The sequence below is a fragment of the Roseateles chitinivorans genome (genome assembly GCF_050632235.1).
GTDB lineage: Bacteria > Pseudomonadota > Gammaproteobacteria > Burkholderiales > Burkholderiaceae_C > Roseateles > Roseateles chitinivorans_A.
In genome coordinates this window covers 5,750,320-5,777,199 of the sequence record NZ_CP192584.1, presented here as the reverse complement: position 1 = coordinate 5,777,199, position 26,880 = coordinate 5,750,320, and the positions used below count along the sequence as shown (strand labels likewise).

General features: G+C 70.2%; 22 protein-coding genes and 1 pseudogene. 16 read left to right on the top strand and 7 right to left on the bottom strand.

The window, feature by feature from the left end; genetic code table 11:
* Positions 1 to 37 precede the first annotated feature (37 nt).
* The 4 genes from ACQ859_RS26340 (at position 38) to ACQ859_RS26325 (ending at position 5,115) form a co-directional block, all read left to right on the top strand.
* On the top strand, positions 38 to 391 hold the full coding sequence (locus tag ACQ859_RS26340) for an FmdB family zinc ribbon protein (RefSeq protein ID WP_431263444.1): 354 nt from the start codon (positions 38 to 40) through the stop codon (positions 389 to 391).
* A gap of 21 nt (positions 392 to 412) precedes the next feature.
* Positions 413 to 1,087 (top strand): DUF502 domain-containing protein, encoded by a 675-nt coding sequence (locus ACQ859_RS26335; protein ID WP_431263443.1) that lies wholly within the window; start codon positions 413 to 415, stop codon positions 1,085 to 1,087.
* Positions 1,088 to 1,244: 157 nt separating this feature from the next.
* Entirely contained in the window at positions 1,245 to 3,038 is a 1,794-nt protein-coding gene (gene aspS, locus ACQ859_RS26330; RefSeq protein ID WP_431263442.1) for an aspartate--tRNA ligase, read from the top strand.
* Between the two features lie 508 nt (positions 3,039 to 3,546).
* On the top strand, positions 3,547 to 5,115 hold the full coding sequence (locus ACQ859_RS26325) for a hypothetical protein (protein WP_431263441.1): 1,569 nt from the start codon (positions 3,547 to 3,549) through the stop codon (positions 5,113 to 5,115).
* A gap of 25 nt (positions 5,116 to 5,140) precedes the next feature.
* Here ACQ859_RS26325 and ACQ859_RS26320 read toward each other — a convergent pair whose 3' ends face one another.
* The 3 genes from ACQ859_RS26320 to ACQ859_RS26310 form a co-directional block, all read right to left on the bottom strand.
* A complete protein-coding gene (locus ACQ859_RS26320) occupies positions 5,141 to 5,839 on the bottom strand; it encodes a flagellar basal body L-ring protein FlgH (protein ID WP_431263440.1) in 699 nt (232 codons plus the stop codon).
* A 100-nt stretch (positions 5,840 to 5,939) separates the two neighbouring features.
* Positions 5,940 to 6,470: a cell division protein FtsI gene (locus ACQ859_RS26315; RefSeq protein WP_431263439.1), complete on the bottom strand. Its 531-nt coding sequence runs from the start codon at positions 6,468 to 6,470 to the stop codon at positions 5,940 to 5,942.
* A 70-nt stretch (positions 6,471 to 6,540) separates the two neighbouring features.
* Positions 6,541 to 6,954, bottom strand: a complete 414-nt coding sequence (locus ACQ859_RS26310; protein WP_431263438.1) for a hypothetical protein — start codon at positions 6,952 to 6,954, stop codon at positions 6,541 to 6,543.
* 302 nt (positions 6,955 to 7,256) lie between these two features.
* Here ACQ859_RS26310 and nudB point away from each other — a divergent pair, with 302 nt between their 5' ends.
* The 3 genes from nudB to clsB all read left to right on the top strand — a co-directional run bounded on the left by nudB (position 7,257) and on the right by clsB (position 9,903).
* A complete protein-coding gene (gene nudB / locus ACQ859_RS26305; protein ID WP_431263437.1) occupies positions 7,257 to 7,808 on the top strand; it encodes a dihydroneopterin triphosphate diphosphatase in 552 nt (183 codons plus the stop codon).
* 119 nt (positions 7,809 to 7,927) lie between these two features.
* A complete protein-coding gene (locus ACQ859_RS26300; RefSeq protein ID WP_231993309.1) occupies positions 7,928 to 8,632 on the top strand; it encodes an endonuclease/exonuclease/phosphatase family protein in 705 nt (234 codons plus the stop codon).
* On the top strand, positions 8,629 to 9,903 hold the full coding sequence (gene clsB, locus ACQ859_RS26295) for a cardiolipin synthase ClsB (RefSeq protein ID WP_431263436.1): 1,275 nt from the start codon (positions 8,629 to 8,631) through the stop codon (positions 9,901 to 9,903). The genes ACQ859_RS26300 and clsB overlap by 4 nt, the downstream gene beginning before the upstream one ends.
* Before the next feature lie 22 nt (positions 9,904 to 9,925).
* Here clsB and ACQ859_RS26290 read toward each other — a convergent pair whose 3' ends face one another.
* The 3 genes from ACQ859_RS26290 to hutU form a co-directional block, all read right to left on the bottom strand.
* Positions 9,926 to 11,215, bottom strand: a complete 1,290-nt coding sequence (locus tag ACQ859_RS26290; protein ID WP_431263435.1) for an alpha/beta hydrolase — start codon at positions 11,213 to 11,215, stop codon at positions 9,926 to 9,928.
* Between the two features lie 136 nt (positions 11,216 to 11,351).
* Complete coding sequence (gene hutH / locus ACQ859_RS26285) at positions 11,352 to 12,911, bottom strand: histidine ammonia-lyase (RefSeq protein WP_431263434.1); 1,560 nt, start codon at positions 12,909 to 12,911, stop codon at positions 11,352 to 11,354.
* Positions 12,912 to 12,966: 55 nt separating this feature from the next.
* The gene (hutU, locus tag ACQ859_RS26280; RefSeq protein ID WP_431263433.1) at positions 12,967 to 14,676 is read right to left on the bottom strand and encodes a urocanate hydratase; all 1,710 of its coding nucleotides are present in this window, start codon (positions 14,674 to 14,676) and stop codon (positions 12,967 to 12,969) included.
* A 119-nt stretch (positions 14,677 to 14,795) separates the two neighbouring features.
* Here hutU and hutC point away from each other — a divergent pair, with 119 nt between their 5' ends.
* The 7 genes from hutC to ACQ859_RS26245 all read left to right on the top strand — a co-directional run bounded on the left by hutC (position 14,796) and on the right by ACQ859_RS26245 (position 23,166).
* Positions 14,796 to 15,530 carry a histidine utilization repressor gene (gene hutC / locus ACQ859_RS26275; RefSeq protein ID WP_431263432.1) on the top strand — a complete coding sequence of 245 codons (735 nt, stop codon included), beginning with the start codon at positions 14,796 to 14,798 and terminating at the stop codon, positions 15,528 to 15,530.
* A 122-nt stretch (positions 15,531 to 15,652) separates the two neighbouring features.
* The gene (locus ACQ859_RS26270) at positions 15,653 to 16,207 is read left to right on the top strand and encodes a HutD/Ves family protein (protein WP_431260959.1); all 555 of its coding nucleotides are present in this window, start codon (positions 15,653 to 15,655) and stop codon (positions 16,205 to 16,207) included.
* On the top strand, positions 16,204 to 17,433 hold the full coding sequence (gene hutI / locus ACQ859_RS26265) for an imidazolonepropionase (RefSeq protein ID WP_431263431.1): 1,230 nt from the start codon (positions 16,204 to 16,206) through the stop codon (positions 17,431 to 17,433). The genes ACQ859_RS26270 and hutI overlap by 4 nt, the downstream gene beginning before the upstream one ends.
* 98 nt (positions 17,434 to 17,531) lie before the next feature.
* Positions 17,532 to 18,356 carry an N-formylglutamate deformylase gene (hutG, locus tag ACQ859_RS26260; protein ID WP_431263430.1) on the top strand — a complete coding sequence of 275 codons (825 nt, stop codon included), beginning with the start codon at positions 17,532 to 17,534 and terminating at the stop codon, positions 18,354 to 18,356.
* On the top strand, positions 18,353 to 19,708 hold the full coding sequence (gene hutF, locus ACQ859_RS26255; protein WP_431263429.1) for a formimidoylglutamate deiminase: 1,356 nt from the start codon (positions 18,353 to 18,355) through the stop codon (positions 19,706 to 19,708). Before hutG ends, hutF begins: the two co-directional genes overlap by 4 nt.
* 78 nt (positions 19,709 to 19,786) lie before the next feature.
* Complete coding sequence (locus tag ACQ859_RS26250) at positions 19,787 to 21,343, top strand: methyl-accepting chemotaxis protein (protein WP_431263428.1); 1,557 nt, start codon at positions 19,787 to 19,789, stop codon at positions 21,341 to 21,343.
* A gap of 266 nt (positions 21,344 to 21,609) precedes the next feature.
* Entirely contained in the window at positions 21,610 to 23,166 is a 1,557-nt protein-coding gene (locus tag ACQ859_RS26245) for a methyl-accepting chemotaxis protein (protein WP_431263427.1), read from the top strand.
* Between the two features lies 1 nt (position 23,167).
* On the opposite strand, the gene ACQ859_RS26240 is transcribed toward ACQ859_RS26245, so the two are convergent.
* On the bottom strand, positions 23,168 to 24,850 hold the full coding sequence (locus ACQ859_RS26240) for a diguanylate cyclase (protein WP_431263426.1): 1,683 nt from the start codon (positions 24,848 to 24,850) through the stop codon (positions 23,168 to 23,170).
* Positions 24,851 to 24,960: 110 nt separating this feature from the next.
* Between ACQ859_RS26240 and ACQ859_RS26235 the strand changes: the two genes are divergently transcribed.
* Positions 24,961 to 25,857 (top strand): DUF429 domain-containing protein, encoded by an 897-nt coding sequence (locus ACQ859_RS26235; RefSeq protein ID WP_431263425.1) that lies wholly within the window; start codon positions 24,961 to 24,963, stop codon positions 25,855 to 25,857.
* Between the two features lie 78 nt (positions 25,858 to 25,935).
* Positions 25,936 to 26,867: pseudogene (locus ACQ859_RS26230) on the top strand (ketopantoate reductase family protein).
* The last annotated feature ends 13 nt before the right edge of the window (positions 26,868 to 26,880 follow it).

Sequence of the window (26,880 nt, the reverse complement as noted above, 5' to 3'; positions counted from 1 at the left end):
TATAATTTCCGGTTTTTCACCCGGTAGTCCCTTCAACATGCCGATCTACGCTTACCGCTGCGGCGCCTGCGGCCACGCCAAAGACGTGCTGCAGAAGCTGTCCGACGCCCCGCTGACCGTCTGCCCCGCCTGTGGCGCGGAGAGTTTCTCGAAGCAGGTCACCGCCGCCGGCTTCCAGTTGAAGGGCTCGGGCTGGTACGCGACCGACTTCCGCGGCGGTTCGACCGCGGCCGCGGCGACGTCCGCCGCCGCGCCGGCTGCCGGTGCCGAGGGCGCCGCGACCTCGGGCGGGTCGACCGCCGCGTCGTCGACCGCCTCTTCCGACTCTTCTTCCGGCTCGTCGGCCTCCTCCTCAGGCACGGCCTGCGGCGGCTCCTGCGCCTGCCACTGATCCCGAGGCCCGGACCCAGGCATGCGCAAGTACATCATCACCGGCCTGCTGGTCTGGCTCCCGCTCGCGATCACCGTCTGGGTGCTCCTCTGGGTGCTCGGCATGATCGACGGCGTCTTCGTCTGGCTGCTGTCGGCCGTCGGCGCCTTGCTGCCGCTGGCCGCCCAGCAGTCGCTGAGGCAACTGCACGACATCCCCGGCCTCGGGGTGGTCGTCATGGTCGCGCTGCTGATGCTGACCGGCATGTTCGTCGCGAACATCTTCGGCCAGTGGTGGCTGCGCCAGTGGGACAAGCTGCTCTACAAGATCCCCATCGTCAAGAGCATCTACAGCTCGGTCAAGCAGGTCTCGGACACGCTGTTCTCGTCCAGCGGCAATGCCTTCCGCGAGGCGGTGCTGGTGCCGTACCCGCACCAGGGCTCCTGGACCATCGCCTTCGTCACCGGCACGCCGCGCGGTGAAGTGGCGCAGCAGCTGGGCACGCTCAGCGGCGCCGAGGCCGACGAGCACGTCGCGCTGTACGTGCCGACGACGCCCAACCCCACGTCCGGCTTCTTCCTGATGATGCCCCGCGCGCAATTGCGGCCTTTGGCGATGAGCGTCGACGAGGCGCTCAAATACATCATCTCGATGGGTGTCGTCGCGCCTCAAGGGGATCCCGCGATCGTCCTGCCGAGCGAAGCCACCCGAAATTGACCGGGCTGAGCGCCCCGGCAAGCGCTCAGTCCTGAGGGTCCGCAGGACCCCGCCAGCGCCCATCGTCCGAATTTCCCTCTGCTGGGCCGCGCCCGCGTCGCCCCGACGTCCCGCCGCCCCAGCGCCGAACCGAACATCGAATTTCCGGAGAACCCCCATGCGTACCTGCTATGCCGGCCAAGTCAGCGAGAAGCTGCTGGACCAGACCGTGACCCTGATGGGCTGGGCCCATCGCAGCCGCGACCACGGCGGCGTCATCTTCATCGAGCTGCGCGACCGCGAAGGTCTGGTGCAGGTCGTCTGCGACCCCGACCGCCCCGAGATGTTCAAGGTGGCCGAGAGCGTGCGCAGCGAGTTCTGCATCAAGGTCATCGGCAAGGTGCGTGCGCGTCCCGCCGACAAGCAGAACGCCAACGTCGCCAGCGGCAAGGTCGAAGTCCTGTGCCATGAGCTGGAAGTGCTGAACCCGTCGGTGACGCCGGCCTTCCCGCTGGACGACGAGAACATCTCCGAGACCACGCGCCTGACGCACCGCGTGCTGGACCTGCGCCGCCCGTACATGCAGAACAACCTGATGCTGCGCTACCGCGTGGCGATGGAGGCGCGCAAGTTCCTGGACGAGCACGGCTTCGTCGACATCGAGACGCCGATGCTCACGAAGAGCACCCCGGAAGGCGCGCGCGACTACCTGGTGCCGTCGCGTGTCCATGACGGCATGTTCTTCGCGCTGCCGCAGTCGCCGCAGCTGTTCAAGCAGCTGCTGATGGTGGCGGGTTTCGACCGCTACTACCAGATCACCAAGTGCTTCCGCGACGAGGACCTGCGCGCCGACCGTCAGCCCGAATTCACGCAGATCGACATCGAGACCTCGTTCCTGGGCGAGGAAGAGATCCGCGCGATGTTCGAGGGCATGATCCGCCACGTCTTCCGCAAGGCGCTGGACGTCGAACTGGGCGACTACCCGGTGATGAAGTACGCCGAGGCGATGCACCGCTTCGGCTCGGACAAGCCCGACCTGCGCGTCAAGCTCGAGTTCACCGAGCTGACCGACGTGATGGGCGATGTCGACTTCAAGGTCTTCTCGGGTCCGGCCACGACGCCGGGCGGCCGCGTGGTCGCGCTGCGCGTGCCCGGCGGCGCGACGATGAGCCGCGGCGAGATCGACGCCTACACCGAGTTCGTCAAGATCTACGGCGCCAAGGGCCTGGCCTGGATCAAGGTCAATGAAGTGGCCAAGGGCCGCGAGGGCCTGCAGTCGCCGATCGTGAAGAACCTGCACGACAAGGCGGTCGCGGACATCCTGTCGCGCACCGGCGCCAAGGACGGCGACCTGATCTTCTTCGGCGCGGACAAGGCCAAGGTCGTCAACGACGCGATCGGTGGGCTGCGCCTGAAGATCGGTCACAGCGAGTTCGGCAAGACCACCGGCCTGTTCGAGGACAAGTGGGCGCCGCTGTGGGTCGTCGACTTCCCGATGTTCGAGGAAGACGAGGAGAACAAGCGCTGGGCGGCCGTGCACCACCCGTTCACCGCGCCGAAGGACGGCCATGAGGACCTGATGGTCACCGACCCGGGCAAGTGCGTGGCCAAGGCCTACGACATGGTGCTCAACGGCTGGGAACTGGGCGGCGGTTCGGTGCGTATCCACAAGGCCGACGTGCAGGCCAAGGTCTTCGAGGCGCTGAACATCAGCCCCGAGGAACAGCGCGTGAAGTTCGGCTTCCTGCTGGACGCGCTGCAGTACGGCGCGCCCCCGCACGGTGGCCTGGCCTTCGGCCTGGACCGTCTGGTGACGCTGATGACCAAGGCCGAGTCGATCCGCGACGTGATCGCGTTCCCGAAGACGCAGCGCGCGCAGTGCCTGCTGACCGGCGCACCGTCCTTCGTCGACGAGAAGCAGCTGCGTGAACTGCACATCCGTCTGCGCAACCCGGGCGCAGCCACGGCTTGATGCTCGACAAGCGGCCATGGCGTTGAACAACGCCACGGCACGATGAACAACGCCCCGAGGCTGATGCCGTCGGGGCGTTTGTCTTTGGTGGGGGCCTCGCACAGGCGCGGAGCGCCGCTGCCGACGCGCGTCGCGTCAGACGGTCGTCTGCGTGTGCTCCACGCAGGTGAGCGGCATGTCCGCCACCTCGGGCAGGACGATGACCAGCGCGAAGATCAAGGCGGTGATCGAGGTCGACAGGACCGCGGCGACGGCGTTGACGGCGGGGGAAGCGAGGGCGTTTTCATGAGGCGGCGGCGGTGGGTGGATAAGAGCCTCTATCGTCCGTTCGAGGGGTGTTCCCCCTCAATGACTGAAATGAGCTGTCATCCCGCAAGCGACCTGCACATCGAGGTCGGTCTCCATCCGCGATTGATGTGGAGGAGGCGCCAGTCGCTGGACAGCGCGTGTCGCTGCTGCGTTTATGCTTTCGCCTTCCCCGCACGGGGGAGCATCGAACGGGATCGACATGGCGGGCGAACGAGCGGAACGCGGAAGCAAGGGCAGGGACGGCCGCGTGCGGCAGGCGGGCGCTCGACGTGGCACCGGTGGGCGCGCGGCCTTGACGCCACAGGCGCGCTGGGAGCGGCTGGTGATGCGGCGTCCCGGCCTGGCCCTGCCTCGGCTGCAGCGCCTGATCGCTCGCGAGGGCGAGCCGCCGTTCCAGGCGCTGCTCGGCGCCTTCTTCATCCTTGAGCGGTGGGGCCGCGGACCGGAATTGCAGGCCGAGCTCGAGCGGGCGATCGCGCGGGCCTTGCAGCACCGGCTGCTCGAGGAGGCGGCGGAACTCAGCGAGGCGCTGGGCCGCATGCACTACCAGCGCGGCGACTACGTCCAGGCCTGCAACGCCTGGAGCCAGACGCTGGAGCTGGCCGACGACGAGACCCGCTGGGCCTGCCTGGCGCGGATCGGCCTGGCGCACCTGTGCTTCGCGCTCGGCGACTGGGCGCGCGGCGGTCGCGTGCTGGATCAGGCCGAGCTGCACTATCCGCAGCTGGGCGACGACCCCTACATGCGCTCCAAGATCGCGCTGAACCGCGCGGTCTCGCTGCGCGCGACGCAAGGCCCCCAGGCGGCGCTGCCGCGCCTGGACGAAGCCCGCGCCGACGCGCGCGCCGTGGGACACCGCGACTATGAGGCCGAGGCGATGTGGCACCACGCGCGCTGCGCGCGCGACAGCGGCGCGGTGGCGCACGCCCTGACCCTCGCGGCGGAGGCCGAGGATCTCTCGCGCCGTTGCCGCTACCGCTGGCTGCAGGCGCAGACGCTGCTGCTGATCAGCGAGCTGCGTCGCGGCACGGAGGCCGTGCCGCCCGCGCAGCAGGCGCTCGCGCTGGGCGAGGAGATCCAGTCGCGCTCCTTGCAGGCGGCGGCGCACGGCCGCTTGGGACAGCTGATGGCGGAGCAGGAGCAGCTCGGTCCGAGCTGGTACCACCAGCAGCAGCGGCAGCGCCTGGAGGCGACGCTCGGACAGACCGAGTTGCCGGCGCGGCTGGAGCAGCTGGCGCGCTTCGACACGGATCCGCACGGTGCGGAGGGCCTGCTGCTGACGCTGGGCCGTTCCGGCGCCGCGGTGGCCACCGTCGCCGACGTCGAATCGCAATGGCAGCAGGCGCGACCGCGACTGCTGGAAGCCCTCGCGCTGACGGCGCTGGATCTGCGCTGGACCGCGGGCGGCACGCCCACGCTCATTGGCGGCGCGGCGCGGGCGGGGCGCTCGTCTCAGGCGCTGTCATTGCGGAATGCGTCAGGCGCGGTCGTCGGTGAACTGGTGCTGGAGCGCCCGGAAGGGGCGGTCTGGTCGCGCGCGGACCGCAGCCGCGCGGAGCGGCTTGCGGGCTGGCTGCAACGGTTGATCGCGCAACTGCCCGCGGCGGAGGCGGGTGCCGGCGCGTCGGACGCCGTCGAACCGGGGGCGCAGGCGCGCGCCTTGGTGGCCGTGCTGGAGCGGCTGTCGAGCGTTTCCGGCGATGTCGCGGACCCGGATCTGGCCGAGGCGCTCGAACTCGCGCGGCGGCTCGCCGCGCGACTCGCCTGAGTCGACACGGATCCCTGCGGATCGCTCACCAGATCGCCAGACTGGACGTCAGCACACGCTGAAGCCAGCTGCGCCGGGCGGCCTCGGAGACCTCGCCCTTGCCGGCGACTTCCATCCGCGCGTTGACGACGTCCGCCGACTGGACCTGGTTGCCGGTGCGGATGTCCTGAGGATTGACCACGCCCGAGAAGCGCAGCGTCTGCAGCCCGCCGTTCATCGCGATGCTGCGCTCCCCGGCGACAACGAGGTGGCCGTTGGGCAGCACGTTGATCACCGACACGGCCATCTGCCCGCTGAGGCTGCCGCTGGCTTCGGTGTCCCCGCTGCCCTTGTACGAATCGCTGCCCGACGCGGTGGCGTCGGCCTTGAGCAGCCGGTCGACGATGCCGACGTTGCTGGAGCCGCCCGGGCCCTTGACCGCGAGCTTGTTGTCTCGGCTCGTGTCGGTCTTGCTCTTCTGCGAGGCGCTGAGCGATTCGCTGATGGCGACCTTCAGCGAATCGCCGACCTGGCGCGCGCGGCGCTCGGTGGTGAAGAGCGACGCCGCGGCCATGCCGGGCTGGTAGATGGCGCCGTTGTTGACGCGCTCGACATAGGCGCCGTCGGGCATCGGCATCACCTGCACCGGTCCCTGCACCAGCGCCTCGTTCGACGCGCAGGCGCTCAGGAAGGCGCCGCCCAGCAGCAGTCCGCCGCGTCGCGCGGCCATGGCAATGTTGAACATGATTCCCTCGTCGATGTGGTCGTCGTTCTTCGGTGGTCGTCGCTCTTCGGTCGACGTCGTTCCGGTGTCCCGGACACCGCCCCGGTGGACGGCGCCGGGCTCAGCCCTCGTCACCCGTCAGCAGCGCCCGCACCACCGGCGCGAGCTTGTTGCGCGTGGTGGCCCACTTGCCCAGGCCCAGTGTCGCGTCGTCGCCGCGGTAGCTGCTGGCGGCCATCAGCCGGCCGCCCGCGTCATGCAGGCTGAGCGTCGCCTGCGACAGGTAGGGGCGCATCTGTTCCGACAGCGGCGGCTTGTCCCACTGCTGCAGGCCCTGGTAGTGCACCCAGGCGGGACAGGCCTCGTCGCCGGGACGCACGCCGGCTTCGAAGACGCGGGCCTGGACCTCGTGCTCGCGCAGTTCCGCGATCAGCGCCGGCACGAACTCGGGCAGCGCGAGCGAGCGGTTGTATTCGATGCAGACGCGATCCGGCAGCGCCGCGTCGTGGAACACCGTCTGCGTCGCGTGCGTCGGCCCCTGGCCGATCGCCACCGTCGCCATGCCGGCCGTGGCCTTGGCCAGTTCGAGGCTGGGCAGCGGACTCAGCAGCGAGCAGCCGCCCAGCGGCAGCAGGCTGCCCGCGCCGACCACGAGCCCGAGTCTGACGCTGAAGGCGCGGGCAAGGACGAGGGGGCTGCGCGGGCGAGGTCGGCGCGCATGGTCAGAGGATCTCGTCGATCAGCGCCTTGCCGGCGACCGCGCCTGCGGCCAGGTAGCCGCCCACGGTGCTGCCGATGTCGCCGGCCTCCTTCATCACCGTGCTGGTGCCGCTGGCGACCGCGTCCTTCACGTCGCCGGCCAGCTCCTTGACCTCGGACAGGCCGGTCGAGATCGCGTGGCCCAGGTCTTTGGCGCCGTCCTCGAGCGCCTGCAAGCCTTCCTCGCTCCAATGGACGACGGTGCTGACGGCGTTCTCGCCGCCCTGGTAGGCGGCCTGGGCCAACCCGATCGCGCCGGCGGCGACGGTGCCGTACTCGCGGGCATTGATCTCGAAGCTGCCGCTGGGGCGGTTCACGAGTTGACGGGACGCGACCAGCGGAGCGGCGGCGCCGGGCGTGGTGTTGACGGTGGTCATGACCCCTCCTGGGTGTCGATTGCGATGGAGGCCATTCTTCCGGGGGAGGCACGGCGGATGCCCTCATGACCGGCGGCGTCCGCCGGCTCTACAAACTTTCTATATTTCCTGCCGCACATCTGCCGACGCCGTTGTTCGACGACTGTGAACAAGCATTGCCCGCGCGGTCGGGCGGCGTGTCGGACGCCGCGATGCGCCCCTGCATGTCCGGTGTTTGTCGGGTGTGTGGGAGTCCATGTCGACGGCGTGCCGGACCCGGCACACGCCGGCCGTGCCATGACCCTGGGATATGCTTGCCCGCTATGAGCGAAGTGCCCCTCGCCCCCGTCGCCGCCCCGCTCCCGGCAGCCGCCCAAACGGCCTCCGCCGAAACGGCTGCGCGTGCCTACAAGATCCCCGAATCCGTGCTGGTCGTGATCCACACCGAGGCGCTGGACGTGCTGATGCTGGAACGCGCCGACCGGCCCGGCTTCTGGCAGTGCGTGACCGGTTCCAAGGACACGCCCGAGGAGTTGCTCAGCGACACCGCGCGGCGCGAGGTGCTCGAGGAGACCGGCATCCGCGCGCAAGACCTGGCCCCCGGGGCGCTGGTCGACTGGCAGCTCTCCAACGTCTATGACATCTACCCGGTCTGGCGTCATCGCTACGCGCCGGGCGTGACGCGCAACACCGAACACGTCTTCGGCCTGACGGTGCCCGCGGGCACCGCGGTGACGCTGGCACCGCGCGAGCACCTCGATTTCCGCTGGCTGCCGTGGCGCGAGGCGGCGGACCTGTGCTTCTCGCCGTCCAACGCGGAAGCCATCCTCCAGTTGCCCGCCCAGCGGGCCCGCGCTGAAAGGGCCGCCCCATGATCCGCCGAACGCCGCGCCACGCGGCCCTGGCCAATTCGGCGACCACGGACACCTCGCCGGCCGACAGCGTCGGACGCCTGCGTGTCGCGACCTACAACATCCACAAGGGCGTGCGCGGCATGGGCCTGGGCAAGCGCCTGGAGATCCACAACCTCGGCATGGGCGTGCAGGCGCTGGACGCGGACCTGGTCTTTCTGCAGGAGGTCCGGCTGTTCCACCACCGCGAGGCGCGCCAGTTCGACCGCAGCTGGTTCGGCTGGCCGGAGCAGGGCCAGGCGGAGTTCCTCGCGCCGGAAGGCTACGAGGTGGCCTACCGGACCAACGCGGTCACGCGCCACGGCGAGCATGGCAACGCGTTGCTGTCGCGGTATCCGCTGGGCGACATCGGCCATCACGACGTCTCGGACCACCGCTTCGAGCAGCGCGGCCTGCTGCACGTGCCGGTGCGCTGGCAGGGCACCGAGGTGCATGCGGTGGTCGCTCACCTGGGACTGATCCACGGCAGCCGGGTGCGGCAGATCCAGAAGCTGGCGGCCTTCATCGAGGACCATGTGCCGCACGGCGCGCCGCTGGTCGTGGCCGGTGACTTCAACGACTGGGGCGAGCGGCTGGAAGAGTCCATGCGCACGACCGGCCTGAGCCGGGCCATGCTGCCCGGCGCCAAGCGCTCGCTGCCGACCTTCCCGTCGCGGGTGCCGGTGTTCGCGCTGGACCGCATCTACACGCGCGGCCTGCGCTGCGTCGACATGAAGGTGCCGCGCGGTCCGGCGTGGGCGCGCATGTCCGACCACCTGCCGCTGCTCGCCGAGCTCGTGCTGACTTGAAGCGGACGCAGGAGCCCCTCTTCCCGTGGACCCTCGGGTCCCAACCCAGCTTCACCGGCGGCAACGCGGTGCGGCTGCTGTGCGGCGGCGACGCGCTGTTCCCGGCGCAGATCGAGGCGATCGATCACGCGGAACACGAGGTCTGGCTGGCGACCTACATCTTCCACGACGACGAAGCCGGCGCCGCGACCGTCGACGCCTTGAAGCGCGCGGCGCAACGCGGCGTGCGGGTGAGGGTGGTGGTCGATGGCTTCGGCTCCAAGGGCAGCCTGGCCTGGCTGCGGGCGCAGCTCGAGGGCGCGCCGGTCGCGCTGGCGGTGTTCCGTCCGATCGACCGGTGGTGGAACTGGCTGCATCCCGGGCAGTTGCGACGGCTGCACCAGAAGCTGTGCGTGGTCGACGGCCGTGTGGGCTTCGTGGGCGGCATCAACGTGATCGACGATCGCGTGGACCTGCACCACGGACGCACCGAGATGCCGCGGCTGGACTTCGCCGTCAGCGTCGGCGGGCCGGCGGTGCGGGCCATCGAGCAGGCGGCGCGCGCGGTGTGGACCCGGGCGTGGCTGGGCCACGACTTCGGCGACGAGATGCGGGCGATGATCCGCAGCGCCTCGCCGGCGCGGCGCGCGAAGCGCCTGATGCGGCGCATCCGGATGCCGCGCGGGGAGCACCGCCGTCGCGACCCCGACCGCCTGCCGCCGGTGCGCGCGGCCTTCGTGCTGCGCGACAACCTGCGCCAGCGCCGCACCATCGAACGGGCCTACGTCGACGCGATCCGCGCCGCGACCGCGCGTGTCGACCTGATCACGCCCTACTTCTATCCGGGGCAGCGCTTCCGTCGCGCGCTGAAGGACGCCGCCCAGCGCGGCGTCCAGGTGCGGCTGCTGCTCCAGGGCAAGGTCGACTACAAGATCGCCGCGCTGGCCGCGCACGCGCTCTACGACGAGCTGCTCGGCCACGGCGTGCAGATCTACGAATACACGCCGGCGTTCCTCCACGCCAAGATCTGCGTGGTCGACAACGACTGGGCCACCATCGGCAGCTCCAACATCGATCCGCTGTCGCTGCTGCTCAACCTGGAAGCCAACGTCGTCGTGCGCGATGCGGCGTTCGCCGGCGACGTCGCGCGGGAGTTCGACGCAGCCGTGGCGATGTCCCATCGCGTCGAGCAGACGGCCGGGCGCGGGATTCGCGGCTTTCTAGGGCGCGCGCTGGTCGCGTGGGTCGCCTACGTCTACCTGCGCGTGGCGGGGGCGACCGGGCGGTATTGATCGATCGCGGGGACGCAGGCCCTCACCACTGCGTGGGACGCCGTGGCTTGAAGATGTCGGGCACGAACGAGGTCGGGAACGGATCCTGGCCCACGGCGGGCTCCTTGCGGCCGTCGGGGTTCCAGACCTGCCGGTCCAGGAAACGGAGCATGTCGCCGAAACGGGCGGCCCAACTGGCCTCGTCGTGTGTCCCGCCGGGGACCTCGACGTAGTTCAAGGTCGTGCGTTGCCAGCCGCGCGCAAACAGTTGCGCGCGCAGTTGCCGCAGCTGGGCGACCGCCTGCGGGCCTTCCTCGGTGCCCATGTCCAGCCACAGGCGCGGCCGGTCCACGCTCATCGGCAGCGGCGTGCGGGCCACGTCGCGGATCGGGAATTCGTTGTCCCACCACAGCGACGGGGAGATCACCAGCGCCGCGCCGAACACGTCGCTGTGATGCATGGCCAGCCACAGGCTCGCGATGCCGCCGAGCGAGGATCCGCCGACTGCCGTGTGCGCCGCATCCGGCAGCGTGCGGTAGCGCGCGTCGATCGAGGGCTTGAGCTGCTCGATCAGGTAGCGCGCGTAGGCGGGCGCGAGACCGCCGCGCGTGTTGCCCTCGTATTTCATCGCCGTCGCGGTGTATTCGTCGATGCGGCGCGAGGTGTTGTTGACCGCCACGATGATCAGCGGCTGGATCTGGCCGTCGACGACCAGACGCTGCGCGGTCTCGTCGACCTGCCACTCGGCGCCCGCCGCAGCGGCGTCGAAGACGTTCTGGCCGTCGTGCAGGTAGAGCACCGGATAACGGCGGTCGGTGTCGCGCTCATAGTTCGGCGGCAGCCAGACCTGCACCGGGCGTTGGGCGACGAAGTTGCCCGGCAGCGGCGCCAGCCGCTCGATCGTGCCGGCACGGCTCAGCGAGATCGGAGCGCCCGGCGCGTTGAAGGCGCGCGTGACGCGCACCTCGTCGGACACCAGTTCCAGCGATCGGTTGGAGCCGTTCTCCCAGTCGCCCTCGGGATCGTTCTGGCCGGGATGCTCGACGTGGAACTTGTAGGGCACGTTGCCGCCGGGCGGAATGCGCTCGAAGAGGACGGACACGCTGTACCAGCCCTCTCGGCCCAGGCCCGCCGCCGGTGCGACCACCGAGCGTCCCCAGTTCAGCGGCGCCGCGCCGCCGCGCACGCCGACGACGTCCTTGGTCGGATCGAAACGGCCGCCGGCGATCTCCTCGCGCATGTCGATGTCGAACACGACCTTGGTTGCGGCGAAGGCGTGCGGCGCGACGAGCATCGCCGCGATCAGCAGCAACAGGCCGACCACAAAGCGCACAAGCTGGGGCGATGCGCGTTCCGGCGCGGGGAGGGCGGAAACGCGAACGGCGCGCGGAGTGCGCGCCGTCGAGGCGGTGTGGGGCATGCGGGGCTCGCGCGGAAATGGCGGGCCACGCCCGCCGATGTCCCGGATGTTAGTCGAGCACGACCATCTCCGTGCGCGCGCGCAGCAGCGCGGCCGGGCCGCGCGGGCCGTCGTCGTTGACCAGCACGAAGGCGCGCTCGATGTCCGGCGCCAGGTAGTGGTCGGTGGACATCGCCGGGCAGCGCTCCCGCAGCAGCGCGTGCACGTCCTCCAGCGGCGCGGAACTGCGCAGCGGGCGCAGGAACTCGATGCCCTGCGCGGCGGCCAGCAGCTCGATCGCGACGATGTGCGCGGTGTTGTCGAGCATCGGGCCCAGGCGGCGCGCCCCGAAGGTGGCCATCGAGACATGGTCCTCCTGATTGGCGGAGGTCGGCAGGCTGTCGACGCTCGCCGGATGCGCCAGCGACTTGTTCTCGCTGGCCAGCGCCGCGGCGGTGACGTGCGCGATCATGAAGCCGGAGTTGAGGCCGGCGTTCTCGGTCAGGAACGCGGGCAGGCGCGAGACGCCGGTGTCGATCAGCATCGCGATGCGGCGCTCGGCGATCGCGCCGACTTCGGCGATCGCGCAGGCCAGCGCGTCGGCGGCGAGGGCCACCGGCTCGGCGTGGAAGTTGCCGCCGCTGACCATCGCGGCCGGGCCGTTTTCCGGCGCGAACACGAGCGGGTTGTCCGTCACCGCGTTGGCCTCGCGCAGCAGCACGTCGCGCACGTAGCGCGACTGGTCCAGGCAGGCGCCCATGACCTGCGGCTGGCAGCGCAGGCAGTAGGGATCCTGCACGCGATCGTCGCCGTCGCGATGCGACTGGCGGATCGGGCTGCCGGCGAGCAGTGCGCGGTACGCGGCCGCGGTCTCGATCTGGCCGGGCTGGCCGCGCACCTCATGGATGCGGGGATCGAAGGGACCGTCGCTGCCGCGTGCGGCGTCCAGGCTCAGCGCGCCGCTGACGACGGCGGCGGCGTAGACGGTCTCGAAGCGCAGCAGGCCTTCCAGAGCGAGCGCCGTGGAGGTCTGCGTGCCGTTGATCAGCGCCAGGCCTTCCTTGGCTTCGAGCACCAGCGGCTTGAGGCCGGCCTTCTCCAGTTCGGCGAGCGCGGGCTTGCGCTGGCCGTCGACCAGCATCTCGCCTTCTCCCATCAGCGCCAGCGTCATGTGCGACAGCGGCGCCAGGTCGCCCGAGGCGCCCACCGAGCCCTGCGCCGGCACGTAGGGCACCAGGCCGGCGTTGAACGCGTCGAGGATGCTCTGCACCACCGACTCGCGCACGCCGGAGAAGCCGCGCGCCAGCGAGGCCGCCTTCATTGCCAGCATCAGCCGCACGACCGGCGGCGCCAGCGGCGCGCCGACGCCGACGCAGTGCGAGCGGATCAGGTTGCGCTGCAGGGCGGCCAGTTCGTCCTTGCCGATGCGCTTGGACGCGAGCTTGCCGAAGCCGGTGTTGACGCCGTAGACCGGGTCGTCGCCGGCCGCGGCCGCCTGCACGACGGCGGCGCCGCGGCGGATCGCCGGCCAGGCGTTGGCATGCAGCGCCAGCGACACGCCGCCGGCGCGGATGCGGCGCAGCTGCTCCAGCGAGAGCTGGCCGGGAATGAGTTCGAGGGAAGTCGTCATGGGAACTCGGATCGAAGTCTGATTCGGGTGTCTGGGGAAGGGCGAGAGCGAGGGCTCAGCGGCCCAGCATCGGCAGCTTCAAGCCGCGCTCCTGCGCGGTCTGCTGCGCCAGCTCATAGCCGGCGTCGGCGTGGCGCATGACGCCGGTGCCGGGATCGTTCCACAGCACGCGGGAGAGGCGCTTGTCGGCCGCTTCGCTGCCATCGCAGACGATGACCACGCCGCTGTGCTGCGAATAGCCCATGCCCACGCCGCCGCCGTGGTGCAGCGAGACCCAGGTCGCGCCGCCGGCGGTGTTGAGCATCGCGTTGAGCAGCGGCCAGTCGGAGACGGCGTCCGAGCCGTCCTGCATGGCCTCGGTCTCGCGGTTCGGGCTGGCGACCGAGCCGGAGTCCAGGTGGTCGCGGCCGATCACGATGGGCGCCTTCAGCTCGCCGGTGCGGACCATCTCGTTGAAGGCGAGGCCGGCCTTGTGGCGTTCGCCCAGACCCAGCCAGCAGATGCGCGCCGGCAGGCCCTGGAAGGCGATGCGCTCGCGCGCCATGTCCAGCCAGCGGTGCACGCCGGCGTGGTGCGGGAAGAGCTCCTTGATCTTGGCATCGGTCTTGTAGATGTCCTCCGGATCGCCGGACAGGGCGACCCAGCGGAACGGGCCGCGGCCTTCGCAGAACTGCGGGCGCACGTAGGCGGGCACGAAGCCGGGGAAGTCGAAGGCGTTCTTCACGCCCCGGTCGAAGGCGACCTGGCGGATGTTGTTGCCGTAGTCGACGGTCGCGATGCCCATGGCCTGGAAGTCCAGCATCGCCTGCACATGGACCGCGCAGCCGCGCGCGGCGGCGGCCTTCAGGTCGGCGTGCTTGGCGGGGTCCGCAGCCGCGGCCTTCCACTGCTCGACGTTCCAGCCCACCGGCAGGTAGCCGTTGATCAGGTCGTGCGCCGAGGTCTGGTCGGTGACCAGGTCCGGCTTGATCGCGCTGCCGGCCTTCACCCGGGCGACCAGCGCGGGCAGGACTTCCGCCGCGTTGCCCAGCAACGCGATGGAGACGGCCTTCTTCTCGGCCGTGTACTTCGCGATGCGCGCCAGCGCGTCGTCGAGGTCGGTCGCCTGTTCGTCGACGTAGCGTGTCTTCAGGCGGAAATCGATGCGCGACTGCTGGCACTCGATCGTCAGCGAGCAGGCGCCGGCGAAGGTCGCCGCCAGCGGCTGTGCGCCGCCCATGCCGCCCAGGCCCGCGGTCAGCACCCAGCGGCCGACCATGTCGCCGCCGAAGTGCTGGCGGCCGGCCTCGGCGAAGGTCTCGTAGGTGCCCTGCACGATGCCCTGCGAGCCGATGTAGATCCACGAGCCGGCCGTCATCTGGCCGTACATCATCAGGCCCTTGCGGTCCAGCTCGTTGAAGTGCTCCCAGTTGGCCCAGGCCGGCACCAGGTTGGAGTTGGCCAGCAGCACGCGCGGCGCGTCGACGTGCGACGGGAAGACGCCGACCGGCTTGCCCGACTGGATCAGCAGCGTCTCGTCCTCGTTGAGGTTCTTCAGCGATGTCAGGATCTGCTCGAAGCAGTCCCAGTTGCGCGCCGCCTTGCCGATGCCGCCGTAGACCACCAGCGCATCCGGGTTCTCGGCCACGGCCGGATCCAGGTTGTTCTGGATCATCCGGTAGGCGGCCTCGATCAGCCAGTTCTTGCAGCTCAGCTGCGTGCCGGTGGGCGCGCGCACCGGGCGCGGCTGGGCGGAGGGAGCGGTGGTCTTGAGGCTCGTCGTCATCGATGTCTCCTGGTCTGCGAGGCGGGCCGGCCCGCGGTCTTCGGGGTCCGATGGGGCGCGATCATAGGAGCGGTTTTCTCGGTTGTCTATACAAGTACAGTCAAGTAGGATCGCGCCCCATGGCGACCCCCTCATCGAGCGCGGCCGGCGGCGGCCCGGCGCCGCAGTACCTGAAGGTGAAGACGCATCTGCGCGAAGGCATCGCCGGCGGGCGCTGGCGTCCGGGCGAGCGCCTGCCGTCCGAGGCGGAACTGACCGAGACCTTCGGCGTGAGCCGCATGACGGTGAACCGCGCGCTGCGCGAGCTGCATCAGGAAGGCATGATCGAGCGCGTGCAGGGCGTGGGCACCTTCGTCGCTCAACTGCACCGGATCGCGTCGACGCTGACGGTGCGCGACGTGCACGAGGAGATCGCCCAGCGCGGCCATCGCCACGAGGCCGAGGTCCACGTGCTGGAGTCCTTGAAGGCGAACGCTGAACAAGCCGCGATGCTGGGTCTGCGCGCCGGTGCGATCTTGTTTCACAGCGTGATCGTGCATCGCGAGAACGGCGTCGCCATCCAGTGCGAGGATCGCCTCGTCAATCCGGCGTGCGCCCCGGCCTACATGGACCAGGATTTCGAGCGCGTGACGCCGACGCATTACCTCCTCGAAGTCGCCCCGCTGTCGGAGGCGCGCTATACGATCGAGGCGGCCATGCCCAGCGCCCTCGAGGCGAAGCTGCTGGGGATGCCGCGCGCCGAGCCCTGTCTCGTGGTGAAGCGCGCGACGTCGAGTCTTGGCCGGACGGTGACGGCGGTGCGGCTGGTGCATCCAGCCAGCCGATATTTTCTTGAAGGCAGCTTCCAGGCGTGACGCTGTTCACGAGTTGGCGCGCCAGTTGTGGCAGGAGAGCGGATGTGACGTTTCGTGACGTGACGCGGTGGATGAGTCTTCGAAAATCCCGGGCTTCGACAAAAACCAACAAGCTGCCGGACATGAGCTGGATGAGGATCACCGCGGATGATGTCGCGCCCACCCCGTGGCGCAACGGGGGAGGGCGGACGCGCGAGTTGCTGGCCTGGCCGCACGTGGCGGACTGGAAGGTCCGCGTCAGCATCGCGGACATCGACCGCGACGGGCCGTTCTCGACCTTCCCGGGCGTGGACCGCTGGTTCAGCGTGCTGTCGGGCGGGGGCGTGATCCTGCGCGGCCGCGCGCTGAAGCCCAACGAGGGCATCGTGCAGTTCGCCGGCGAGGACGCGCCGAACTGCGTGCTCATCGACGGTCCGACACAGGACTTCAACGCGATGCACCGCCGGGACGCGGGCGTGTTCCGCGTGCAACCCGCCGACCGGCCGGTGATCCCGCACGGCGCGCAGTGGCTGGGGCTGTTCACGCAGGAAGGCGGGATGATCATCCACGGCCACCGCTCGGTGCCGCTGGCGCCGCACACGCTGGCCTGGTGCGAGTCGCCGGCCTCGCAGAGCTGCGTCTTCGACGACGGCGATCAGCACGGTCCGGCCTGGTGGCTGATCTGGAGCGAGTCATGACGGACCAGCCCTCGACGCCGCGGCGCGTGCTGTACGCCAACGCGACGCTGACCACCCTGGCGGGCGACCGCGACTGGGGCCTGGTGAGCGACGGCGCGCTGCTGGTCGAGGGCGAACAACTGCGTTGGGTCGGGCCGATGGCGGCGCTGCCGCCCGATCTGCGCGACAGCGCGGGGGAGCTGCGCGACCTCGGCGGTCTGCTGGTGACGCCGGGCTTCATCGATTGCCACACGCATCTGGTCTACGGCGGCGAGCGCTCTGCGGAATTCGAGCTGCGCCTGCAAGGCGCGACCTACGAGGAGATCGCGCGCGCTGGCGGCGGCATCCGCTCGACGGTCGCCGCGACGCGGGCGGCGAGCGAAGAGGACCTCCATGCGCTGGCGGTACCGCGCGCCCGCGCGCTGATGGCCGAAGGACTTACGACGCTGGAAGTGAAGTCCGGCTACGGCCTGTCGCTGGCGGACGAGGCGAAATGCCTGCGCGTCGCTCGCCGGCTCTCCGGACTCGGCCTGACGGTGAGGACGACCTACCTCGGCGCGCATGCGCTGCCGCCCGAATTCGACGGTCGTCAGGACGAGTACGTCGACGCCGTCTGCGCGTGGTTGCCGGAGTTGCACCAGCAGGGACTGGTCGACGCGGTCGACGCCTTCTGCGAACGCATCGGCTTCACGCCCGACCAGACCCGCCGCGTGTTCGAAGCCGCTCGCGCGCTCGGTCTGCCGGTGAAGCTGCATGCGGAGCAGTTGAGCGATCAGGGCGGCGCCGCGCTCGCGGCGGCGTTCAATGCGCTCTCCTGCGACCACCTCGAATACCTGAGCGATTCCGGCATCGCCGCGATGGCGCGTGCCGGGACCGTGGCGGTGCTGCTGCCCGGCGCGTTCTACTTCCTCCGCGAGACCAAGCTGCCGCCGATCCAGGCGCTGCGCGACGCCGGCGTGCCGATCGCGCTGGCCACCGATCACAACCCGGGCAGCTCGCCAGGACTGTCGCTGCTGCTGATGCTCAACATGGCCTGCACCTTCTTCCGGATGACGCCGGAGGAGGCGCTGCGCGGCCTCACGACGAACGCGGCACGGGCGCTCGGTTTGCCTGACCGCGGACGGCTGGCCGCCGGGCAGCGCGCCGATTTCTGCATCTGGGATGCCGCGCATCCGCGCGAGCTGGCCTACTGGTTCGGCCGGAATCCGCTGCGGCAGACGGTCGTCGGCGGGCGGCCGCGCGGCTGAAGCGGCCGGGCGACAGAGTCTCGGCCGGGACAAGAACGAGGGGCCGCGGCGGGCCGCATGGGCCTGCCGCCGCCTCCTGGAGACAAGAGGAACGAGCGATGAAGCACGACGTCTTTGAACTGCGGCGCGGCCGCACCCCGCTGCTGATCAGCATGCCGCACGTGGGCCGCGAGATCCCGGCCGACCAGCACCACCGCTACGTCGAGCGGGCGCTCGGCAGCGAGGACACGGACTGGCACCTCGAACCGCTGTACGCGCCGATCGCCGGGCAGCTCGGCGCCGGGCTGCTGGTGCCGCGTTTCTCGCGCTACCTGATCGACCTGAACCGCCCGCCCGAGGACACGCCGATGTACCCCGGCGCGTCCAACACCGAGCTGTGCCCGACGCGGTTCTTCACCGGCGAGCCGCTCTACAAGGACGGCCTCGCGCCCGACGCCGAAGAAAAGCAGCGCCGTATCGAGACCTACTGGGCGCCGTACCACCAGGCGCTGCAAGGCGAGCTGCAACGGCTGCGCCAGGAACACGGCTTCGCGCTGCTGTTCGAGGCGCACAGCATCCGTTCCGAGCTGCCCTGGCTCTTCGAGGGCCAACTGCCCGACCTGAACATCGGCACCGTCGAGGGCAAGGCCTGCAAGCAGGTCACGCGTCAGGCGATGGAGATCGCGCTGCAGGCGCAGGACCGCTTCAGCTGGGTCGTCGACGGCCGCTTCAAGGGCGGCTACATCACGCGCCAGTACGGGCGGCCGGAACTCGGCCAGCAGGCCGTGCAACTGGAGATGTGCTATCGCTGCTACATGGTCGAGAACGACATGGGCTTCACCGGCTACGAGCTGGACGCGGCCTGTGTCGAGAGCGTCCGGCCGGTGCTGACGACTCTGCTGCAGGCCTACCTGCTGGCCAATCCGACCCGGAACGCCGCATGAGCCCGACGACTTTCCACGCAAGCCTGGCGTGGCTCGACGGACGCTGGCAGTCGGACGTGCAGATGCGCGTCGGCGCCGATGGCCACTGGACCGGATTCGTCGTTGGAGAACCGCCATCGGCAGAGGCCGTCCGGCTGGACGGGCCCGTTCTGCCGACGCTCGTCGACGCGCACAGCCACGCCTTCCAGCGCGCCTTCGCCGGCCTGTCCGAGCAGCGCGACAGCGACAGCGACGACTTCTGGTCCTGGCGCGATCGCATGTACGGCGTCGCGCTGCGCGTGACGCCCGCGCAGTTGAAGACCATTGCGGCGCAGCTGTACACCGAGTTGCTGGCCGGTGGCTACACGCAGGTCTGCGAATTCCACTACCTGCACCACCGCGAGGACGGAACGCCGTACGAGGACGAGCTCGCGATGGCGATGGCCCTGGCCGAAGCCGCGCAGGAGACGGGCATCGGCCTGACGCTGCTGCCGGTGCTGTACGCGCATGCCGGCTTCACCCAGAAGGGCCTGCGGGAGACGCAGCGGCGCTTCCGCACCGATGCCGGGTGGGTCTGGCGCGCCTGCCAGCGCATCAACGCGGCGGGCCTGCCGCTGGTGCGCGCCGGCGTGGCGGTGCACTCGCTGCGTGCGGCGCACGCCGAGGACGTGCGGGCGCTGCAGGCGCTGGTCGGTGACGCGGACATCCCCATCCACGTGCATGTCGCCGAGCAGCAGCAGGAAGTCGACGACTGCCTCGCGGCCACCGGCAAGCGGCCGATCGACCTGCTGGCCGATTACGGGCTGGATCCGCGCTGGCACCTGGTGCATGCCACGCACAGCACGCCGGACGAGATCGCGCGCATCGCCGCGAGCGGCGCGGGCGTGGTGATCTGCCCGGGGACCGAGGGCAACCTCGGCGACGGCCTGGCGGACCTGCCCGGCTGGCTGGGAGCGGACGTGCCGCTGACGGTCGGGTCGGACAGCCAGGTCACGCGGGGCTGGGTCGAGGAGCTGCGCTGGCTGGAGTACGGCCAGCGCCTGGGCCAGCAGCGACGCAACGTCGCGGCGCGGCCGGGGCGGCAGCCGTCGACGGCGGCACGTCTGTTCGACGCCTGCGTCGCGGGCAGCGCGCGAGCGGCGGGCCTGGACGCCTGGGGCCTGCGGACGGGCGCGCGCGCGGACTTCCTGGTGCTCGACACGGCCGCGAGCGGCCTGGCCGGGGTGCCGGAATCGGCGCTGCTGGACGGTCTGGTCTTCGCCAGCCAGGGGGCGACCTGGGCGGCGGTCTACGTTGCGGGGCAGCGGCGTGTCATGGACGATGCCGCCCGCCGCGAGGACTTTGTCGCGACGATGAACGCGCTCTGGCGCTGACCCCCGTTTCCACAGGGTGTCCGGCTGGCACGCCGGCTGCTAGGCTTTTCCCACTCCTTCTACAAAGATGGGAATGCCATGTGGTCCATGCGTAACTTCACGATCCGGACGCGCCTCATGGCGCTCGGCCTGTTGTCGGTGTTCGCGCTGCTGCTGATCGGCGGCGACGGGCTGTGGGCGATGGCCCGCACCAAGCAGGATTTCCAGCATTACGTGCGGCAGGATGTCGAGTCGCTGGTGCAGTTGTCCGAGATCCGCGCCGGTGTCGGCAACCTGCGGCGCTACGAGAAGGACATGCTGATCAACATCGGCGACGATGCCGCGGTGAAGCGCTACCAGGAAGAATGGCGCAAGGCCTTCGAAGGCGTCAACAGGAGCCTGGACGCGATCGGCCAGCTCGACATCCTTCCGGAGATCAAGTCGATGCCGCCGGCCATGAAGACCTCGCTGGGCAGCTACCGCAGCGGACTCGACGGCATCGTGGCGCGCATCCTGAAGCAGGAGTTCGTCGATTCCGCCGAGGCCAACCGGCAGACCGAACCGATCAAGGGACCGGTCCGGGAGATGGACAAGCAGCTCGGCGCGATGACGAAGGCGATCATGGACCGCGGCAACCAGGAGGTGCAACGCATCGACGCCGAGGAGGTGCGCATCCGGATGGCGCTGGGCGGCGTGATGCTCGTGGGCGCGCTGGTGATCGGCACCTTCACCTTCTTCAACATCGCATCGATCCTGACGCCGCTGGCGCAGGCGGTCGGCACGACCGAGCGCATCGCCCGCCAGGACCTGAGCGAACGCGTCGACGTGCTCGGCACCGACGAGACCGCCGCGATGATGCGCGGCGTGCAGGGGATGCAGACCTCGATACGCAATGTGGTCAGCGGCGTGCGCAGCGCCACCGACAGCATCGCGACGGCGTCGCGCGAGGTCGCGGCCGGGGCGCACGATCTCAGCTACCGCACCGAGCAGGCGGCGTCCAACCTCGAGGAGACGGCGTCGGCGATGGAGCAGCTCACCGCGAGCGTGCAGCACAACGCGGACTCGGCTCGGCAGGCGAATGCGCTGGCGGAAGAGGCCGCCCGCGCTGCCGGACGCGGCGTCAACGTGGTCGGGGAAGTCGTCCAGACGATGGGGAAGATCAGCGCGTCCTCCGCGCGCATCGGCGACATCATCGGCACCATCGACGGGATCGCGTTCCAGACCAACATCCTCGCGCTGAACGCGGCCGTGGAAGCCGCGCGCGCCGGTGAGCAGGGCAGGGGCTTCGCCGTCGTCGCCGGAGAGGTCCGCACGCTCGCGCAGCGCAGCGCCGAAGCCGCCAAGGAGATCAAGCAGCTGATCACCGCCAGCGGGGAAAGCGTCTCCAGTGGCGCCGCCCTCGTCGAACGCGCCGGGCAGACGATGAACGAGATCTCCGATTCGATCACCCGCGTGTCGCGCATCGTGGCGGAGATCAGCCACGCCACCGCCGAGCAGAGCGGCGGCATCAACCAGATCGGGTCGGCCATCTCCCAACTCGATCAGATGACGCAGCAGAACGCGGCGCTCGTCGAGGAGTCCGCCGCTGCGGCGCAAAGCCTGCAACATCAGGCCGATGCGCTGTCGCAATCGGTGGCGGTGTTCAAGCTCGGTTGAATACCCGTACTTCGACGGTCGGGGCGTTGGCCGCCAGAGCGCGGGGCCTTGGCGTCAAGCGCCAAGACCCCGCGCTCTGCCGTCCCCGATCACTGTCGTACTCCCGCGGTTCTGCTACGGAGGACTTCGGGTGAGCGCTCGAGGGTCTCGTTCGTGACATCGGTGCGGGAGAACTCCACGGTGCACGAGGTTTAGAGGACGGCGTCCTCGGGCGCTGGCATGGCGGCTGCTAGTCTTTTCCCATCGATCCATCTCGTTGGGAAAACATGCAGTCGTTGCGCCATTACACGATCCGGACCCGCCTGCTGGGTCTGGGTCTCCTGTCCGTCCTCGCCCTCCTGCTCATCGGCGGCGCCGGCCTCTGGGCCATGGGCAGTTCACGGTCCGACTTCCAGCAGTACGTCGCGCAGGACGTCGGCGCGCTGACGCAACTCTCCGAAGTCCGCGCAGGCATCGGCAACCTGCGCCGCTTCGAGAAGGACATGCTCATCAACATCGGCGACGACGGCACCGTCAAGCAGGCCCAGGCCGATTGGCAGAAGACCTACGCAGGCGTGATCCGCTCGCTCGACACGCTGGCGACACTCGACGCCAGCCCCGAGATCCGCGCGCTGCCGCCCAAGCTCAAGCAGTCGCTGGAGGCGTACAAGGCCGGCGTCGACGACATCGCCAAGCGCATCCTCAACGCCGACTTCGTCGATGCCGCCGAGGCCAACCGATCCACCGACGCCATCAAGGCGCCCGTGCAGGCGATGGACAGCGGCGTCGGCGACATGACGACGGCCATCCTCCAGCATGGGCAGGACGAGGTGGAACGCCTGGGTACCCGCGAACTGAGCGTGCGCGGCGTGCTGGGCGTCGTGATGGCGGTCGGCGTGGCGCTGATCGCGTTGCTGACGGTGCTGAACATCCGCTCCATCCTCGTGCCGCTGGCGCAGGCCGTGAGCACGACCGAACGCATCGCCCGCAAGGACCTGAGCCAGCCCGTCGAGGCCGAAGGCGCCGATGAGACCGCCGCGATGGCGCGTGGCGTGCAGGGCATGCAGGCCTCGATCCGCGAAGTCGTCAGCGGCGTGCGCAGCGCCACGGACAGCATCGCGACCGCGTCGCGGGAGGTCGCCGCCGGCGCGCACGACCTGAGCCAGCGCACCGAACAGGCCGCCTCCAACCTGCAGGCCACCGCGTCGGCGATGGGGCAGTTGACGGCGAGCGTGCAGCACAACGCGGCGTCAGCCGGCGAGGCGAAGTCGCTGGCCGAGCAGGCCGCCGAGGTCGCCGTCCGCGGCGTCAGCGTGGTGGGCGAGGTCGTGCAGACGATGGGCAAGATCAGCACCTCGTCGGCCCGCATCGGCGACATCATCGGCACCATCGACGGGATCGCGTTCCAGACCAACATCCTGGCGCTGAACGCGGCGGTGGAAGCCGCGCGGGCGGGCGAGCAGGGCCGGGGCTTCGCGGTCGTCGCGAGCGAGGTGCGGTCGCTGGCGCAGCGCAGCGCCGAGGCCGCGAAGGAGATCAAGCAGCTGATCACCACGAGCGGCGAGAGCGTGTCCAGCGGCGCCGCGCTGGTTGGCCGCGCCGGCGAGACGATCAATGAGATCTCCGAGTCGATCTCGCGCGTGTCGCGCATCGTGGCGGAGATCAGCCACGCGACTGCCGAGCAGAGCGGCGGCATCAACCAGATCGGCTCGGCGATCTCGCAGCTGGACCAGATGACGCAGCAGAACGCCGCGCTCGTCGAGGAGTCCGCCGCGGCAGCGCAGAGCCTGCAGCATCAGGCCGATGCGCTGGCCCAGTCGGTCGCCGTCTTCAAGCTGAACTGAGTCAGCAGGGCATGAACTGCACGCGGTTGCGTCCCGCGTGCTTCGCGGCGTAGAGCGCCTGGTCGGCGGTCTCGACCAGCAGGGCGGGCTTCGCGGGCGGTTCGCCCGCGGCGAGTCCGATGGACACGGTGACTTGCAGGTCCGCCACCAGTTCACCCCAGCCGTGGCTGGCGATCGCGGCGCGCAGCCGCTCGCAGATGTCTTGCGCGCGCTCGGGCGTGACGCCGACGAAGACCAGCATGAATTCCTCGCCGCCGACCCGCGCCAGCAGGTCCGCGCTGCGCAGTTGACGCCGCAGCACCTGCGCGACCCTCTGCAGCGCCTGGTCGCCGACGCCATGCCCGAAGGCGTCGTTGACCTGCTTGAAGTGGTCGATGTCGAGCAATCCGAGCGAGATCGGCTTGTTCTCCTGTCGCGCGCGCTCGAGCAGCAGCGGCAGCGCGAATTCCGCGTGACGGCGATTGTTGAGTCCCGTCAGCGCGTCTTCATGGGCCATGCGTCCCAGTTCCGTCGCCTGACGCCGCAGGCGCTGCTGCTCCTGTTCCGCAAGGTCCGCGCGTTCGCGCTCGCGCCGCGCATCCTGCATCGCGTGCTCGGCGCGCGCCTGCGCCTGCTGGAATTCCTGCCGGATCAGCATGGCCTCGGTCTGCAGCGCCATCGCGTTGCGCGCGGATTGGCGCTCCAGCGCCGTGAGCTGCTCATGCGCCGCCAGTGCGCGCACCGCGTCGCCGCGGAGCTTGTAGCCGCGATAGATGGCCAGTGTCAGCTGCCGGCGCAGGCGCGCGGGCAGCGATTGCGGCGCCTGCTGGCCGACCAGGTCCTGGAGCGTCTCCAGCGCCGGCAGCGCGTCCTGCGCGCCGGCGGAGTCGTCGCGTTTGAGCTGCAGCAAGGCCCGCTGCGCCCGAGCCTGCAGCACCATGCCCGCATAGCCGTGCCGCTGCGCCAGGCGCTCGTATTCATCGGCGATCTGGAGCGCCTCGTCGATCGCACCGGTGCCGAGCTGCAGCTCGACCAGGTTGGACAGCGACACGACGACCAGGAAGGGGTTGCCTTCCTCCCGCACCAGCGTGGCCGCCCGCACCGCGTAGGGCTCGGCCTGCGCGAGCGCCTCGGCGGACGCCGTCCGGTCCTCGTCCCGGATGGCTTCCGCATGGGCCTGCAGCCAGAAGTGGGCCAGGTTGTTGAGGCAGGACAGCATGAGCTCGCGCTCGCCCGGCGCCTGTTGCTGGGCGATCTCGAGGGCCTGCAGCGTGTGCTGGCAGGCCTGCTCGACCTGGTCCGAGACCGCGAAGGACACCGCCAGGCGGTTCAGCGCCCAGGCTTCGCGCGCCGCATCCTCGGCACGCCGCGCGGCGGCGAGGGCCTGCCAGCCGGCCTGCATCGCGTCCCGGCCCATCTGGAACTGCGCGTAGACGTAGCAGAGCTCGGTGAGCGCTTCGGCGGTCCAGGCGTCCTGGTCGGGGCCGTCGATCAGCCGGACCAGGGCCGCGGCCTCGCTCGCACGCCGCAGCGCGCCCTGCAGGTCGCCCTGCCGGGGCAGGTTGTGGGCGATCAGGATCAAGGCCCGCGCCCGGTCGCGGACGGTGTCGGCGGCCACCAGGGACAGCTCCAGCGCATCGGTGGCGTCGCGGTAGGCACCGCGGCGGCTCAGATGCAGGGCTCGGGCCAGTTCGCGTTGGAACAAGGCGGACTCTCCTCCGTCGATGTTGTCGACCTTGATGACGCAGCATTCGCCGCCGCATAGCGCACGTCAATGGCGACTGGCCCCAGTGGACGATGGATACAGTCGCAGGCATGTCAAAAGTCTCGAAAGCGGCGGCCGCCTCCCGCCGCATCGCCGACGCGCCGCCCATCCCGATCCCGGGCCCGCTCGCGGAACCGGTGGACCGCGCGCTGGTCGGCGTCGACTTCACCAGCGCGCCGACCGCCCGCAAGCCGATCCGGCTGGCGTTCGGTCGCCGGCAAGGGAGCGTCCTGAAGCTGGAACGGCAGGTGGGGATCCCGTCGCTCGAGGGCTTCGAGGCGTGGCTCACGGAACCCGGCCCCTGGCTCGGCGGTTTCGACCTGCCGTTCGGGCTGCCGCGCGAGCTCATCGAGACGCTGGGCTGGCCGACGGAGTGGGCGTTGCTGATCGCGCACTACGCGAGCCTGTCGCGGGCGGAGATCCGGGACACCTTCGCCGCGTTCTGCGACGCGCGACCGGTCGGCGGCAAGTTCGCGCACCGCGCCTGCGATGGCCCCGCCGGATCGTCGCCGAGCATGAAGTGGGTCAATCCGCCGGTCGCCTACATGCTGCATGCGGGCGTGCCGCGCCTGTTGCGCGCCGGCGTGCATCTGCCGGGGCTGCACGCCGGCGACGCGACGCGCGTGGCGCTGGAGGCCTATCCGGGGCTGCTGGCACGCGAGCTGATCGGCACGCGCAGCTACAAGAGCGACGATCGCGCCAAGCAGACGCCCGACCGCCTGATCGCTCGCAAGGACCTGATCGAGGCGCTCGAGCAGGGCCGCAGCCGCCTGGGCCTGCGCTTGAAGCTCAGCCACGCACAGCGGGACGAACTCGCCGATGACGGCAGCGGCGACAAGCTCGATGCGGTGCTGTGCCTGATGCAGGCGGCCTGGGCCGATGCACGGCCCGATCACGGGCTGCCCGCCGGCATGGATCCGCTCGAAGGCTGGATCGTCTGCGCCTGACGGCGGCCAGGGCCATGTCGTGCCTCCACCGCCTTCATTTCTTTCAACACCCCGAACCCTGATCGCGAGGATGACGCCATGACCCGCACCGATGACACCCCGGTCCCGCAGACGCCGCTCCAGGTTGCCGTGATGGGCGCCGGCGCCGTGGGCTGCTTCTTCGGCGGCATGCTGGCCCGCGCCGGCCATGACGTGACGTTGATCGGCCGCCCCAGCCACGTGGAGGCGATCCGCGACCGTGGCCTGCGCATGGAAACGCGGATGTTCGACGAACAGGTCCGCCTGCGCGCCGACAGCGAGCCCGCCGCCGCGCGCGGCGCGCAGGTCGTGCTGTTCTGCGTGAAGTCGACCGACACGGTGTCGGCCGCGCAGGCCCTGGCGCCGCACATCGGGGCCGACACCTTGCTGCTGTCGATGCAGAACGGCGTCGACAACGCCGAGCGGCTGCGCGGGACGGTGCCGCAACCGGTCTCGGCGGCGGTGGTCTACGTCGCGACGGAAATGGCCGGCCCCGGCCATGTGAAGCACCACGGGCGCGGCGAACTGGTCATCGAGCCGGCGGCTGGCGCCGACCGCGTCGCGCAGGCGCTGGTCGCGGCGGGCGTGCCCACCGAGGTGTCCGACAACGTGCGCGGCGCGCTCTGGTCGAAGCTGCTGATCAATTGCGCCTACAACGCGCTGTCCGCGCTGGCGCAGCAGCCCTACGGCGAGCTGGTGAAGGGGAGGGCGTCTGGGCCGTGATGGACCAGCTCGTCGACGAGGGGCTGGCGGTCGCTGCGGCGGATGGCGTCACGCTGGTGGGGGATGTCCGCCAGGCCGTGCGCAAGATCGCGGAGACGATGCCAGGCCAGTTCTCGTCGACCGCGCAGGACATGAGCCGCGGCAAGCGCACGGAGATCGACCACCTCAACGGGTTCCTCGTGCGTCGTGGCGAGGCGCTCAGCGTCCCCACGCCCGCCAACCGCGTGCTGCACACCTTGGTGCGGCTCGCCGAACTCGGCCGGGACTGAGAAGGGCAGGCAA